General features: G+C 74.9%; 12 protein-coding genes. 7 read left to right on the top strand and 5 right to left on the bottom strand.

Features of this window, described 5'->3' with window-relative positions:
- The first annotated feature begins 58 nt into the window (after positions 1-58).
- The 3 genes from BLW57_RS09835 (at position 59) to BLW57_RS09825 (ending at position 3444) form a co-directional block, all read left to right on the top strand.
- Positions 59-1453, top strand: a complete 1395-nt coding sequence (locus BLW57_RS09835) for a DNA-3-methyladenine glycosylase 2 family protein (RefSeq protein WP_093473760.1) — start codon at positions 59-61, stop codon at positions 1451-1453.
- On the top strand, positions 1450-1944 hold the full coding sequence (locus BLW57_RS09830) for a methylated-DNA--[protein]-cysteine S-methyltransferase (protein WP_093473758.1): 495 nt from the start codon (positions 1450-1452) through the stop codon (positions 1942-1944). Before BLW57_RS09835 ends, BLW57_RS09830 begins: the two co-directional genes overlap by 4 nt.
- Before the next feature lie 216 nt (positions 1945-2160).
- Positions 2161-3444, top strand: a complete 1284-nt coding sequence (locus tag BLW57_RS09825; RefSeq protein WP_093473757.1) for a GDSL-type esterase/lipase family protein — start codon at positions 2161-2163, stop codon at positions 3442-3444.
- Here BLW57_RS09825 and BLW57_RS09820 read toward each other — a convergent pair.
- Positions 3425-3907, bottom strand: coding sequence for a DUF456 domain-containing protein (locus tag BLW57_RS09820; protein ID WP_093473755.1), 483 nt, complete (start codon positions 3905-3907; stop codon positions 3425-3427). The two genes, BLW57_RS09825 and BLW57_RS09820, sit on opposite strands and share 20 nt — an antisense overlap.
- A 45-nt stretch (positions 3908-3952) precedes the next feature.
- Positions 3953-4936 carry a TrmB family transcriptional regulator gene (locus tag BLW57_RS09815; RefSeq protein WP_093473754.1) on the bottom strand — a complete coding sequence of 328 codons (984 nt, stop codon included), beginning with the start codon at positions 4934-4936 and terminating at the stop codon, positions 3953-3955.
- A gap of 485 nt (positions 4937-5421) precedes the next feature.
- Here BLW57_RS09815 and BLW57_RS09810 point away from each other — a divergent pair, with 485 nt between their 5' ends.
- The 3 genes from BLW57_RS09810 to BLW57_RS09800 all read left to right on the top strand — a co-directional run bounded on the left by BLW57_RS09810 (position 5422) and on the right by BLW57_RS09800 (position 9647).
- A complete protein-coding gene (locus BLW57_RS09810; RefSeq protein ID WP_093473752.1) occupies positions 5422-7008 on the top strand; it encodes a protein phosphatase 2C domain-containing protein in 1587 nt (528 codons plus the stop codon).
- Positions 7009-7082: 74 nt separating this feature from the next.
- Positions 7083-8825 (top strand): pyruvate dehydrogenase, encoded by a 1743-nt coding sequence (locus BLW57_RS09805; RefSeq protein WP_093473751.1) that lies wholly within the window; start codon positions 7083-7085, stop codon positions 8823-8825.
- 378 nt (positions 8826-9203) lie between these two features.
- Positions 9204-9647: an ATP-binding protein gene (locus BLW57_RS09800; protein ID WP_093473749.1), complete on the top strand. Its 444-nt coding sequence runs from the start codon at positions 9204-9206 to the stop codon at positions 9645-9647.
- 116 nt (positions 9648-9763) lie between these two features.
- On the opposite strand, the gene BLW57_RS09795 is transcribed toward BLW57_RS09800, so the two are convergent.
- Together BLW57_RS09795 and BLW57_RS09790 are read right to left on the bottom strand one after the other, a co-directional pair.
- Positions 9764-10804 carry a DUF2637 domain-containing protein gene (locus BLW57_RS09795; RefSeq protein WP_093473748.1) on the bottom strand — a complete coding sequence of 347 codons (1041 nt, stop codon included), beginning with the start codon at positions 10802-10804 and terminating at the stop codon, positions 9764-9766.
- Positions 10805-11120: 316 nt separating this feature from the next.
- Positions 11121-11963, bottom strand: a complete 843-nt coding sequence (locus BLW57_RS09790) for a (2Fe-2S)-binding protein (RefSeq protein WP_093473746.1) — start codon at positions 11961-11963, stop codon at positions 11121-11123.
- 168 nt (positions 11964-12131) lie between these two features.
- Here BLW57_RS09790 and BLW57_RS09785 point away from each other — a divergent pair, with 168 nt between their 5' ends.
- Positions 12132-12923 carry a GntR family transcriptional regulator gene (locus BLW57_RS09785; protein WP_256339450.1) on the top strand — a complete coding sequence of 264 codons (792 nt, stop codon included), beginning with the start codon at positions 12132-12134 and terminating at the stop codon, positions 12921-12923.
- Positions 12924-13151: 228 nt separating this feature from the next.
- Here BLW57_RS09785 and BLW57_RS09780 read toward each other — a convergent pair whose 3' ends face one another.
- Positions 13152-13919, bottom strand: a complete 768-nt coding sequence (locus BLW57_RS09780; protein WP_176985526.1) for a hypothetical protein — start codon at positions 13917-13919, stop codon at positions 13152-13154.
- Positions 13920-13980 lie beyond the last annotated feature (61 nt).

Below are 13980 nucleotides of genomic sequence, written 5' to 3'. Positions count from 1 at the left end.
CTCCATGTCCGAATTCCGCTGGCCCGCCCCCGGCCCGCCGTTCCACACTGGAGCCGTGATGGACGAGGACAGCAGGTACGAGGCGGTGCGCAGCCGGGACGGGCGGTTCGACGGCGCGTTCTTCTTCGCCGTCGAGACGACCGGGATCTACTGCCGGCCGAGCTGTCCGGCGGTGACGCCCAAGCGGCACAACGTCCGCTTCTTCCCGACCGCCGCCGCGGCGCAGGGCTCCGGCTTCCGGGCCTGCCGCCGGTGCCGGCCGGACGCCGTGCCGGGCTCGGCGGAGTGGAACGTCCGCGCGGACGTCGTCGGCCGGGCCGTACGGCTGATCGCCGACGGCGTCGTGGACCGCGAGGGCGTCGCCGGACTCGCCGCACGCCTCGGCTACAGCGCCCGGCAGGTGCAGCGGCAGCTCACCGCCGAGCTGGGCGCCGGGCCCGTGGCGCTCGCCCGGGCCCAGCGGGCGCACTCCGCGCGGGTGCTCCTGCAGACCACCGACCTCCAGGTCACCGAGATCGCGTTCGCGTCCGGATTCGCCAGCGTGCGGCAGTTCAACGACACCATCCGCGAGGTGTACGACGCGACACCCACCGAGGTGCGCGCCGCCGCACCCCGGGGCCGCGCGAACCGCCGGGCCACCCCCGGCGCCGGCATACCGCTGCGGCTGGCGTATCGGGGCCCGTACCAGGCCGCCGCCGTCTTCGACCAGCTGGCACGGGAGGCCGTACCGGGCGTCGAGGAGGTGTCCGGCACCCAGGGCGGCCGTACCTACCGGCGCACCCTGCGCCTGCCGTACGGCACCGCGCTCGTCGCCGTCGCGGAGCGCACCAGGGCGCCGAGGACGACCGGCGGCACGCATCCGGGCGGCTGGCTGGAGGCACGGCTGCACCTGACCGACCCCAGGGACCTCGGCAGCGCGGTGCAACGGCTGCGGCGCCTGTTCGACCTCGACGCCGACCCCTACGCCGTCGACGAGCGGCTCGGCGCCGACCCCCGGCTCGCCCCCCTCGTCGCCGCCCGGCCCGGGCTGCGCTCGCCCGGCGCCGCCGACCCGCTGGAACCCGCCGTACGCGCCCTCGCCGGTCCGGAGGGGGCCGAGCGGCTGGTGCTCCGGTACGGCAAGGCGCTCGACGCGCCCTGCGGCAGCCTCACCCACCTCTTCCCGGAGCCGGCCGTCCTCGCCGAGGCCGAGCCCCACGGCCCGCTGGGCGCGCTCGCCGCCGCCCTCGCGGACGGCACGGTGCGGCTGGACCCGGGCGCCGACCGGGACGACGCCCAGCGGGCGCTGCTCGCCCTGCCCGGCATGGACCCGGCCACCGTCGCCACCGTCCGCGTCCGGGCCCTCGGCGATCCGGACGTGGTCCCGCCCGGGGCCGCCGTACCCGACGGGTGGCGGCCGTGGCGGTCGTACGCCGTCCAGCATCTGCGCGTGGCGGGAGAGCCGATCCGATGACGACCGTGTACTACACCCGGCTGGACGCCCCCGTCGGGCCGCTGCTGCTCACCGCCGACCCGGACGGCACGCTCACCTCGCTGTCCGTACCCGGGCAGAAGGGCGGCCGGACCGTCCAGGACGGCTGGCGGCACGACCCCGGACCGTTCCGCGCGGCAGGCGACCAGCTCGCCGCCTACTTCGCCGGGGAACTCAAGGAGTTCCGGCTGCCGTTGCGCGCGGACGGCACCGAGTTCCGGCAGCGGGTGTGGGCCGCGCTGGACGAGGTGCCCTACGGAGCCACGGTGACCTACGGCGGGATCGCGGCCCGTATCGGCGCCCAGCGCATGGCCGTTCGCGCCGTCGGCGGCGCGATCGGCGCCAACCCCCTGCTGATCGTGCGCCCTTGCCACCGGGTCATCGGCGCGAACGGGGCGATGACCGGATACGCGGGCGGACTCGAGCGCAAGGTGTGGCTGCTGACCCTGGAAGGCGCGGTCACCGGCCGCTAGCCGCCCTCCGGGCCCCGGCCGTGCACCAGGCGCGATCTCGCTCGGCCGCCGTCATGAGCGGATTCCGTGACCCGCGCATCGGCGGTGCGCCCCAGGGCCGCCGTCCTCGGCCGGGTTGCGCCGAGCGGGTGGACCGGCGCCGGTGATCCGGTGGCGCGGGCCCGGCGTGTGGGACGGTCTCCTCCGACGAGCCGACGGGGAAGGGCGGGCGCTCACATGGCCAAGGTCCGACGGGTCCTCACGGTCCTGCTGCTGACGGTGCTGCCGGGCACGGCGGCCCCGGCGGCGGCCGGGCCGGCGACCCCGCCGTGGACCGGCAGTTGGGAGACCGCGCCCTCGGGCACCACGCCCGCGCTGCCCGGCGCCGCGGTCCGCAACGTCGTCCACCTCAGCGTCGGGGGCAGCGCGGTGCGCGTCCGGCTGAGCAACCGGCTCGGCACCGCGCCGCTCACCCTCGGCGCCGTCACCGTCGCCCGGCGTGGGACGGCCGGCGCGGACGCGGCACCCGGCACCATGCGCACCGCCACCTTCCGGGGCGCCACCGGCGTCACCGTCCCGGTGGGCCGCGACATCGTCTCCGACCCGGTACCGCTGACCGTCGCGCCCGGCGCCGACCTCCTCGTCACCGTGTACACCCCCGGCGACAGCGGACCCGCCACCCAGCACCGCACCGCCCTGCAGACCAGCTACGTCGCCAAAACGGGCGCGGGCCGGGCCGCCGACGAGTCCGGCGCCGCCTACACCAGGAAGATCAGCACCTGGTACTACGTCACCGGCGTCGACGTCCAAGGGCCCACCCGGGGCAGCGTCGTCGCGTTCGGCGACTCCCTCACCGACGGTAACGGCTCCACTCCGAACGCCAATCACCGCTGGCCCGACCGGCTGGCCGAGCAACTGCGCCCGGAACGGCTCGGCGTGCTCAACGCCGGCATCGCGGGCAACCGCCTGCTGCGCGACGGCACCGGCCCCGGCGCCCTCGCCCGCCTCGACCCCGACGCCCTCGACCGGGCCGGGGTCCGCGCCCTGGTCGTGTTCGAAGGCATCAACGACATCAAGGGCACCCCCGAGGCGTTCGACGCCGCCGCGTACGCCGACGCCTACCGCACCCTCGTCGCCCGCGCCCACGCCCGCGGCATCCTCGTGGTCGGCGTCACCCTCACGCCGTACGGCAGCTACCCCGCCCACACCGCCGCCGGCGAGGCCGTACGGCAGCGGGTGAACGCCTTCATCCGCACCGGCGGCGTCTTCGACGCGGTCGCCGACGCGGACGCCGCCGTACGCGACCCGGCCGACCCCACCCGCATCCTGCCGGGCTACGACCCCGGCGACCACCTGCACTTCAACGACGCGGGCATGACGGCCGTCGCCGACACCGTCCGGCTGGCGCTCTCCGGCGGCCCGGCGAAACACCTCGTGCACTACTGGCCCGCACACTCCGGCCACCGCCCGCCGGCCCCGGCCCACCGCCCGGCCCGCCCGGTCACGCCCACACCACCGTGACCAGCCACACGGCGGCCGTCAGCAGACACGCGAAGAGCTCCGCCAGCACGCTGGAACCACCCGCGCGCATCGTCGTGCGCAGGGCGGCCACGGCCTCGGCGCGGCCGCCCAGCCGCAGCCGCTCGTGCAGATAGATCCCGGCCATGAAACCGGGCACCGCGCCCACCACCGGCAGCAGGACGAAACCGAGGAGCGCCCCGGCCCCGGCGTACACCCCCATCCGGGGCGTGGCGCCACTCTCCCGCAGCCGGCGGGGCGGCAGCGCCCAGCGCACCACGAGCGACAGCAGCAGCACCGCGGTGGCTCCCACCAGGACCGCCCAGGCCACCGGCCGGGGGTCCGTCAGCGCCCACCACAGCACCCCGGCCCAGACCAGCCAGGACCCAGGCACCCCGGGCACCAGCACCCCGCACACGCCGACCGCGATCACCACGCCGACCAGCACGAGCTCCCACACGCCCATCTGCCCAGAGTGCCGGACGGGTGAAGAAACCGCAGGTCAACCCGGTCAGGACGGCCTGCTCACCCAGCCCCGCTCGTAGGCGTGCCAGCCCAGCTGGAGCCGGGTCGTCACCCCGGCCAGCTCCATCAGCCGCTTCACCCGGCGCTGCACGGTCCGCAGGCCCAGATCGAGCTGCTTGGCCACACTCACGTCGGTCAGCCCGGCCAGCAGCAGCGACAGCACCTCCAGATCGGTGGCGTCCGGACCGTCCGGATGCTCCTCGGCCGCCCCGGACGCGCCGAGACGCAGGGGCAGCGCGTCCCGCCACACCGACTCGAACAGCCCGGCCAGCAGCTCCAGCAGCCCGCTGGCGTGCACCACCAGCGCGGCGGGTTCCGCCGTCCGCGAGGTCAGCGGCACCATCGCGAGCGACCGGTCGGCGATCACCAGCTTCGTCGGAACCCGGTCCACCACCCGCACCTGCTCGTCCCGGCCCAGCGCGGCCGCCAGCTCGGTCATCCCGTGCGGCAGCTCCAGCACCGCCCGCTCCATCACCACCCGGTAGCGCACCCCGCGTCCGGCGGCCTGTTCCTCCGCGTCGTTCTCCATGCCGGAGACGACCGTCGGCTTGCCGGTGACCAGCGCGCACACCTCCTCGGCGGCGCCCAGCTGCAACTGCAGGAAGCGCTGGGCGACCGCCGGCGCGCCGGTCACCACCTCCACCAGGTCGTGCACCGCCGGCTCGGCCGCCGTCGCCCGGTACTCCTCCGCGAGCAGCGCGGCCGCCAGTTCCGCCTTCTCCAGCTCGTGCCGCTGCTGGATGAGCAGCGCGCCCAGGGCCACTCCGGGCGGGGCGGCCACCCAGCGCCCCGGGCGGGCCGAGGACCGGGCCGCGAGCCCCTGAAGCTCCAGCCGGCGCAGGGCCCGCTCGGTGTCCGGCTCGGCCAGCGTCAGGTGCCGGGCCAGGTCGGCCACCTCGGCCGCGCCCGCGGACACCAGCGCCCGGTACGCCGCCTCGTGCGTCTCGTCCAGCCCTATCGCCGCCAGCATCGGCCTACATCCCTCCCCGGTGAACGAACTGTGTGAACCAGCCCTGTGAACGAGCTGTGGAGGTGGTACGTCGTGGCGGAAACCGGCCACGGCGCAAACCCGCCGCAGCACATCATCGCGGTACCGGTGGGGACTCTGCCAAGGTGGCAGGACCGCGGGGCGCGCGGCCGCACACACGGCCCACAGGCGTCGCCGGGGAATCCACGCCGCGATCCGGCCATCCGACCGGTGCCCGCCGAGGCCCGGTGACGGACCGTGGCCCGGGCCCGCACGTGTGCGCGCACACGAAGGGGATCCGGGGCCGGGCCACCCAGGATGTCGCCGGGCGGTCCTCCCGTGGGGGGTGGGGCCGCCCGGCGGCCATCACCCTTTTCTCGTACGGCTGTTCGCCCGTTCACTCGACACGCCGTTCGAGGGGTACCGGGGGCCGCCGAATTTCCCGATGCCCCGTTTTCATCCGGCCCTCGCGGTGGACAATTGGGGGCATGAGCCAGCAGGGGGGAAGGCCCGCCCGTCGTGACGACGACTGGTGGCGACAGCTGTACGACGACTCCATCGAGGACACGGGCCCCTCGGCCGCGCCGGATTCCCTGGACGACCGGTTCGCCTCGGCCCGGAACACGGTCGCGGGACGTCCGGGAGGGCAGTTGGGAAGCGGTGCGGAGCCGGGTGCCGAGGGCGGCGACGACGGCGGTGCCGGGAGGAGACGGGCGCCACACGAGCCGTCGGTACCGGGGCAGCGCGCCCCGCACGCTCCCCCCGGCGGACCGTCGGCCGACCGTCCGGCCCCCGCGGCACCCGCACCGCCCACCGAGCCGCCGGAAACGGCACCGGTGACGCCCCCGGTACCCGCCGAGCCGCCGAGGACCGCCCCGGCCGGCCCGCGGGTACCGGCACCGCCCTCCCAGCCGCCGGAGACGGCACCCGTGACACCCCCGGCACCGGCCGGGCCGCCGCCCGCACCCGGCCTCGCGAGGCCCGCACCCCCCGCCGAGCCGCCCGTGGCCTCCGCGCCACCCGGCGAACCACCCGCGCCCCCCGGCGAGCCGCCGAAGGCCGCGCCCCGGACGCCCGCGCAGCCCCCGGACTCCGCCGCACCCGCCCCCGTCGACTACGTGGGCTCCGGGCCCCCCACCTACGACCCCGAGCCCACCGCGCTGCCCGCCGCGGAACCGGACGAGCTCGGCGAACTCGTGCCGGACACCGTGCTCGACGGCGCCCGGTACGGGGCCTGCACCCTGCGGGCGGTGTCACTGCGCGGGGACTCCGCCCGGTACCGGGGCGAGCCCCGCCGGGACGCGCTGCTCACCGCCCGGTTCGGCAGCGGCGAACAGGCGCTGATCCTCGTCGCGATGGCCACCGGTGCGCGGGCCACGCCCGGCGCGCACCTCGCGGCGGCCGAGGCCTGCCGGTTGATCGGGCGGGCCGTGGGCCGCAGCCACCAGCGGCTGGTCGAGGACCTCCGGGCGGCCCGGCGCGGCGACCTCAAGTCCGGACTGCACCGGCTGACCGACCGCAGCCTCGGCCGGCTCCGCGCGAGCGCCGCCGAGCAGGGCGCCGACCCCGAGGAGTACACGGCGACCCTGCGCTGTCTGCTGCTGCCCGCCGACCCGGACTGCCGTACCCGCGTGTTCTTCGGCGTCGGCCACGGCGGGCTGTTCCGGCTGCGGGACGGCGAATGGCAGGACATCGAACCCCGCGTGTCGCCGGCCGAGACCACCGGCGCCCCCGTCGTCGGCTTCGGCTCCCCGCCCGCCGAGACACCCGAGGGCGACCGCCTCACCCTGGACTTCGGCATCCCGACCCCGCCCAGCCCCTACGAGCCGGCACCGCAGCCGCCCCGCGAACCGTTCCGCTTCCGCGCCTCGGTAGCCCGGCCGGGTGATGCGCTGGTGATGTGCACCGAGGGCCTGGCCGGGCCGCTGCGCGGCGAGGCCGCCCTCTGCGCCTACCTGGCCCGCCGCTGGTCCGGCCGCGCCGCACCCGGCCTCGCCGCGTTCCTCGCCGACGCGCAGGTACGGGTGAAGGGCTACGCCGACGACCGTACGGCGGCGGCCGTGTGGGAGGCGTAACCGCGGCGCCTGTGAATTCATGGACCTGAGGACCGCGGAGGGATCCGTGACGACCGAAGGGGCAGACGCCAGCCATGGCCAAACAGAACGTCGCCGAGCAGTTCGTCGACATCCTTGTCCGCGCCGGGGTGCGCCGCCTGTACGGCGTCGTCGGCGACAGCCTCAACCCGGTCGTGGACGCCGTGCGCCGTAACTCCGCCATCGACTGGATCCATGTGCGCCACGAGGAGACCGCGGCCTTCGCGGCCGGCGCCGAGGCCCAGATCACCGGGAAGCTGGCGGCCTGTGCCGGCTCCTGCGGCCCGGGCAACCTGCACCTCATCAACGGCCTGTACGACGCGCACCGTTCCATGGCCCCGGTGCTCGCCCTCGCCTCGCAGATCCCGTCCAGCGAGATCGGCCTCGGCTACTTCCAGGAGACCCACCCGGACCGGCTCTTCCAGGAGTGCAGCCACTACAGCGAGTTGATCTCCAGCCCCCGGCAGATGCCCCGGCTGCTGCAGACCGCCATCCAGCACGCGGTCGGGCAGAGCGGGGTGAGCGTGGTCTCGCTGCCCGGTGACATCGCCGCCGAACCCGCCCCGGAGAAGGCCGCGCAGAGCGCCCTCGTGACCTCCCGGCCCACCGTCCGGCCCGGTGACACCGAGATCGACCGGCTCGTGGAGATGATCGACGCGGCCCGCAAGGTCACCCTGTTCTGCGGCAGCGGCACGGCCGGCGCGCACGCCGAGGTCATGCGGTTCGCGGAGAAGATCAAGTCGCCGGTGGGGCACGCGCTGCGCGGCAAGGAGTTCATCCAGTACGACAACCCGTACGACGTGGGGATGAGCGGACTGCTCGGCTACGGCGCCGCGTACGAGGCGACCCACGAGTGCGATCTGCTGATCCTGCTCGGCACCGACTTCCCGTACAACGCCTTCCTGCCAGACGACGTCAAGATCGCCCAGGTCGACGTGCGGCCCGAGGTGCTCGGCCGCCGCTCCCGCCTCGACCTCGCCGTGTGGGGCGACGTCCGCGAGACGCTGCGCTGCCTGCTCCCGAGGGTGCGGGAGAAGACCGACCGGCGCTTCCTCGACCGGATGCTGCGGAAGCACGCCGACGCGCTGGAGGGCGTGGTCAAGGCGTACACGCGGAAGGTCGAGAAGCACGTCCCGATCCATCCCGAGTACGTGGCAGCCGTACTTGACGAAATCGCCGACGACCAGGCGGTCTTCACCGTCGACACCGGCATGTGCAACGTTTGGGCGGCCCGGTACATCTCGCCCAACGGCCGCCGCCGGATCATCGGTTCGTTCTCGCACGGGTCGATGGCCAACGCCCTGCCCATGGCGATCGGCGCGCAGTTCACCGACCGGAGCCGGCAGGTGATCTCCATGTCCGGCGACGGCGGGTTCTCCATGCTGATGGGCGACTTCCTGACGCTCGTCCAGTACGACCTGCCCGTGAAGGTCGTCCTGTTCAACAACTCCTCCCTCAGCATGGTGGAGCTGGAGATGCTGGTCGCCGGACTGCCCTCGTACGGCACCACCAACGTGAACCCCGACTTCGCCGCCGTCGCCCGGGCCTGCGGTGCCTACGGGGTGCGGGTGGAGAAGCCGAAGCAGCTCGCGGGGGCGCTCAAGGACGCCCTCAAGCACAAGGGGCCGGCCCTGGTGGACGTCGTCACCGACCCCAACGCCCTGTCGATCCCGCCGAAGATCAGCGCCGAGATGGTCACGGGGTTCGCCCTGTCCGCGTCGAAGATGGTGCTCGACGGCGGGGTCGGCCGGATGGTCCAGATGGCCCGCTCCAACCTGCGGAACGTGCCGCGCCCTTGACCCGGCGGGCCGAGTCGGCGGGCCGGGACAGCGGAACCTCGGACTCCGGACCACTGCCGGAGGAGCGGATTTCGGCCAGTTTCACCGCCCGTGACGGTATGCCGACGGCGGGTGCCGGACGCAGCTGCGCTGCCGTAACGGGGCGTCAGTGGCGCCCAGCGGTGGTCCGGGAGCGCTCGGCACCCCGGTCCGAGGTTTCCCGGACCGGGAGGGGCGGCGTCCGGCGGTGGCCGAACCGCCGGTCATCGGACATCCGCGATGACTGGCTGTGAGCCCACTGGGCAAGCATCCCCCCGTGAACGTGTTCGACCAGGAGGGGCAGGGACCGGCGGCGTGCGGGCGGGGGTCATGAAGAGGCAGGCGCGAGGGGGCGGTCCCGTGGTCATCGGGGCCTCCTCGGCGGACGCGGGGGAACAGGCCGACACCATCACGGAACACGCGCACCGGCTCCGGCGCAGGCTGGGCCGGGCCGATCTCAGGGCAGTGCCCCGGGCACGCCGTGAGGTGCGCGAACTGCTGCGGCACTGGGGAAAGCCGGGCCGCTCCGAGATCGCCGAGCTGCTCACCAGCGAACTGGTCACCAACGCGCTCGTCCACACCGACGACGACGCCGTCCTGATCGTGGTCGTGGACGCGGACGGACTGCGGGTGGAGGTACGGGACTTCGTGGGCCGCAGACCCGACCTGCGCGGCCCGGACGGGGACGAGGACACCAACGGCCGGGGCCTGGTGCTGGTGCAGTCCCTGGCGGACAGCTGGGGGGTACTGCCGCACGGGGTGGGCAAGTCGGTGTGGTTCGAACTCGGCGCCGAGGCGGCCTGAGGGACGGCGGGCGCGGCAGCGTGCGTGGGCACGAGTACGGGACGGGGGCGTGACCCGCGTGGTCACGCCCCCGTCCCGTACTGCTGTCACCGCGGTCCGTACCGCGGGGCCGGCCGTCAGCCGAACTGCTGCTCCAGGTCCTTCAGCTTGCGCTCCAGGGAGTCCAGGCGCGGCAGCGCCATGGTGTCGTCCTCCGCGGTGAGGTCGACGGTCACCGGTTCAGAACCGCTGCGGACCGGCTGCAGGGAGGGCCGGGCGCGCACGGGCAGCTGCTCCGCCGTCGATATGGCAGGCTCCGCGGTCGCCTGGGCGGGCCCGCGCTCGACCGCCTGCACCTCCACCTCCCGGTTCGCCCGGCCGATCAGGCCGCGGTGTCCCCGGCTTATGGCCTTCAGCCGGGCGCGCTCCACGCGCTGCTGGTCGCGCCGCCGCTGGCGGGTCTCCTCCTTCTGCCGCTTGTCCTCGCGCACCTCCTCGACCGCTTCGTCGAGGCTGCGCACACCCTCCAGGAGCATCAGCGACCAGGCCCCGTAGGTCTCGCGCGGCGCCCGCACCCAGCGCACGATCCGGATCTGCGGCAGCGGACGCGGCACCAGGCCCTGCTCACGCAGCGCGGCCCGGCGGGTCTGCTTCAGCGCCCGGTCGAACAGGACGGCCGCCGACAGCGACATGCCGGAGAAGAACTGCGGCGCACCGGCGTGCCCCACGCCCCGGGGCGCGTGCACCCAGTTGAACCAGGCCGCCGCCGCGGCGAACATCCACACGAGTATCCGGGAGCCGAGGGCCGCGTCGCCGTGGCTGGCCTCCCGCACGGCGAGCACGGAGCAGAACATCGCCGCGCCGTCCAGGCCGAAGGGCACCAGGTACTGCCATCCGTCGGTCAGCCCCAGGTTCTGTTCGCCGAAGCCGACGAGGCCGTGGAAGGACAGGGCGGCCGCGACCGCCGCACAGCAGAACAGCAGTACGTAGGAGGCCGTGCCGTAGACGGCCTCCTTGCGCCTGCGCCGCTCCTCGCTGCGCTCCCACGAGTCGTCCGCACTCGCGTTCTCCCCGGAGGTGCGCTTCCCGCGCGCGAGTACCGCCACCGCCGCCAGCATGCCCAGGAGCAGCACGGCGCCCGGAAGCAGCCAGTTCAGCGATATGTCGGTCAGTCTCATCAGGGGTCCCTTGCATTGGGATAGGGCGTAACGCCCGCCATAGTGGCCCACTCCCGACGTCCCTCAGGGGGTTTCGGGGCAAGAGGCCGCCAATAAGGCGCAAGGGGATGCCCAAGGCGGCCATCTGCTCGAACTGCCGTGTGAAGGGCGGGAGTTGAGTTCGAACAAGACTACCCGTACGGATGGTTCCGCGGAAAGTTCCCGCGACGGGTGAGGAAGTGGTGAAGCACCCGCCTGGAGGGTCCTCCGGGGGCGGGGTGGTCCGACGGCGATGATCCTAATGGACCCGGGACCGTGCTCCGGACCTGATGGACACTCAAGCCGCGTCAGAGACGGCCAACTTGGCGATCCGGTCGCTGTCGCAGCTGCGCGGGCAGGTGGCGCAGGTGTCCTCCGGGCGCACCGTGTAGAACATGCAGCAGCTCGCCCGGTCACGGGTCGGCAGCGGCTCGCCGTCCGGGCCGGTCAGCACCCGGAACGCGGCGGAGCCGACATACGGCCGGGTCGCGCCCGGCAGCAGCAGCTCCAGCTCCCGCACGGCCCGCCGCTCCTCGTTCTGTCCGAACAGGCGGGCCACGTACCACAGCCCCTCCACGACCTCGTCGGTCGCCATGCCCCACAGGGCCCGCCCGCGCCGCCGCATCCGCGGCCCGAAGGCGGCGAGCACCGGCTCCAGGTGCTCGGCCACGGCCGCCCGCACCTCGGCCCGCAGCGCCTCCTCGTCCGGTACGACGACGGCGCCGGGCAGGGCGGCGGCGGGGTCGTCCGGCAGGCAGGCGAAGGAGACGGGCCCGTGTATCGCCATGCGGCCGGCGGTGCGGTCGTACGAGACATGCGTCACGGGCAGCCGGGGGACCCGGCGCCGCAGGAACCAGGGAACGGTGATCAGCAGGCAGGCCGGCCAGGCGTAGCGGTGCAGGCCGAAGCTCGCGACGACGTCCGGGCGGGCCCGGGTGCCGTAGTCCCGCAGCACCTGGTCCTCGTCCCAGGCGAGGAAGGCGTCCAGCTCCGCCCCGCCCGCCGCCAGCCCGGCAGCGGTGACCCAGCCGTCCCCCCGGGGCGCCGGGCCGGCCGGGTCCGGCTCCGCCACGGTCAGGCCGGGGAAGGCGGCGGCGAGACGGTCGAAGGCGGCGGTGAACGGCGAGGCCGCAGCGGGCATGGCGGGACCACCGATCCTTGATCGCGGGCGGGACTGGAACAGGTAAGGCTTACCTTACCTGCTCGTACGGGAGTTTGAACTGGCCCTCGGTGCGCCTAAGGTGCTTGACGGACAAGTGACAAGCCGTCGTTAATGACCCCAAGTACCGACAAGCCGCCAGGAGGACCCGTGAAGCAGGGCGTGCAGGCCCCCGCCGGGGCGGGCATACCCCGGAGCGGCGTGGCCCGGGTGCCTGCGCAGCAGCGCGCGGCGGACGCCCTCGACGGCTGTCGGGAGCGGGACACCGCCCTGCCCGGCGTCCGGGGCGAGCACACCCACGCCGAGCGGCCGGTCCCCGGGCAGCGCCCCGTGGTCCAGCGGTCATCGGTGCGCGGGCAGATCCTGGACGCGCTGCGCACCGCACTGGTCGCGGGCGAGCTGAAGCCGGGCGAGGTCTACTCGGCGCCCGTGCTCGGGGACCGCTTCGGCGTCTCGGCCACCCCGGTCCGGGAGGCCATGCAGCAGCTCGCGCTGGAGGGTGCCGTCGAGGTCGTGCCCAACCGCGGCTTCCGGGTGGTCGAGCGCGGGGCGCGGGAGTTGGCCGAGCTGGCGGAGGTGCGGGCGCTCATCGAGGTGCCGGTGATGCTGCGGCTGGCCCGCACGGTGCCGGCCGAGCGGTGGGCCGAGCTGCGTCCCCTCGCCGAGGAGACGGCACGCGCGGCCGCCTCCGGCTGTCCGGCGACGTACGCGGAGTCCGACCGCGCCTTCCACCGGGCCCTGCTCGCCCTGTCCGGCAACGGGCAGCTGGTGCGGATCGCGGAGGACCTGCACCGGCGTGCGCAGTGGCCGCCGGTACCGCTCGGGCGGGCCGGGCTGCTGGCCGACGCGGCGGAGCACACGGCCCTGCTGGACGCGCTGACCGTGCGCGACCTGGACGTGGTGGCGGCGCTGGTGAACGAGCACTTCGCGGGCGCGGGCTGAACGGTCGCGGGCCGGCGCCGTGGGTGCGTGGTCCGTCGCCGGGCGCGGGTCCGTCGTGGCTTGTCGCGTAGTTCCCCGCGCCCCTGAGGGGGGTGCAGCCGTCGCCACCGGCAAGTCGGGCGGCGCCGTCGCGGCGTGCGCCAAGGGCGGTGTCCCGAGGGGCGCGGGGAACTGCGCGATCAGCCGGCACCGGGCCGCGCCCGGCGGTGAAACCTCTCCCGCCCGGTGCTACGCCGTCGCCGCCCCCGGTGCCGGAGGTGTCAGTTGGGCCGCCAGCCAGGTCGGGACGCCGCCCAGGAGGCGGAACAGGCGGCGCGCTTCCTCCCGCAGCCGGGACGCCTCCGGTTCGGACTCCGCGTCGGCCAGCGACGCCAGCGCCGGCGCCGTACCCACCAGGTAGCCCAACTCCTCCCGGATCCGCAGGGATTCGGCGAAGCCGTGCCGCGCCTCGGCCAACTCCCCGTCCCGCAGCGCGAGTCCGGCCAGATGGCGCCAGGTGAAGGACAGCAGCAGGGGGTCGGCGTGCGCGACGGCACCCGCGTGGGCCCGCCGGTACGCGGCACGGGCCGCCTGCGGCGAGTGGCTCAGGTTCTCCGCCAGCAGCCCCCGGCGGAAGTCCAGCAGGGCCCGCCCGGCCGCCCCGGGAGCGATCAGCGCCGCCGCCCGGCCGAGCGCGGCCCGCGCCTCGTCGGCCCGGTCCCGCACCCCGTGCAGCGTCGCCGCGTAGGCGAGTTGGCCCCGCTCGCAGGCCGCAGCGCCGCGCTCCTCGTCGCCGTGCGCGAGCGCCTCCGCCGTGCGCAGCGCGTCCTCGGCCTCCTGCCAGCCCCGCTCGGTGTACAGGCACCGTTCGACGAGCAGCGCGGCCCGTTGCAGCGCCGTCGCCGGTGTGCCGGGTGGCAGCAGCGCCGCCGCGTCGGCCCAGCAGGCCCGCGAGCGCAGCCGCCATACCGCGGTCTGGAGAGGATCGTCACCAGCGGTCGTTCCGTTACCAGACATGGCGGTATGCGCCACGTTGCCCTCCCCGAGCACGCCATCGAGCTGTTGAGTGGTGGCGGCA

This window comes from Streptomyces sp. 1222.5 (genome assembly GCF_900105245.1).
Lineage (GTDB): Bacteria > Actinomycetota > Actinomycetes > Streptomycetales > Streptomycetaceae > Streptomyces > Streptomyces albidocamelliae.
This window is presented reverse-complemented; position numbering and strand designations above follow the sequence as displayed.

What these genes read in the sequence shown, in the direction of transcription:
- BLW57_RS09835 (WP_093473760.1), top strand. Translation starts at nt 59, where the DNA reads ATGGACGAGGACAGCAGGTACGAGGCGGTGCGCAGCCGGGACGGGCGG.
- BLW57_RS09830 (WP_093473758.1), top strand. Translation starts at nt 1,450, where the DNA reads ATGACGACCGTGTACTACACCCGGCTGGACGCCCCCGTCGGGCCGCTG.
- BLW57_RS09825 (WP_093473757.1), top strand. Translation starts at nt 2,161, where the DNA reads ATGGCCAAGGTCCGACGGGTCCTCACGGTCCTGCTGCTGACGGTGCTG.
- BLW57_RS09820 (WP_093473755.1), bottom strand. Translation starts at nt 3,907, where the DNA reads ATGGGCGTGTGGGAGCTCGTGCTGGTCGGCGTGGTGATCGCGGTCGGC.
- BLW57_RS09815 (WP_093473754.1), bottom strand. Translation starts at nt 4,936, where the DNA reads ATGCTGGCGGCGATAGGGCTGGACGAGACGCACGAGGCGGCGTACCGG.
- BLW57_RS09810 (WP_093473752.1), top strand. Translation starts at nt 5,422, where the DNA reads ATGAGCCAGCAGGGGGGAAGGCCCGCCCGTCGTGACGACGACTGGTGG.
- BLW57_RS09805 (WP_093473751.1), top strand. Translation starts at nt 7,083, where the DNA reads ATGGCCAAACAGAACGTCGCCGAGCAGTTCGTCGACATCCTTGTCCGC.
- BLW57_RS09795 (WP_093473748.1), bottom strand. Translation starts at nt 10,804, where the DNA reads ATGAGACTGACCGACATATCGCTGAACTGGCTGCTTCCGGGCGCCGTG.
- BLW57_RS09790 (WP_093473746.1), bottom strand. Translation starts at nt 11,963, where the DNA reads ATGCCCGCTGCGGCCTCGCCGTTCACCGCCGCCTTCGACCGTCTCGCC.
- BLW57_RS09780 (WP_176985526.1), bottom strand. Translation starts at nt 13,919, where the DNA reads ATGTCTGGTAACGGAACGACCGCTGGTGACGATCCTCTCCAGACCGCG.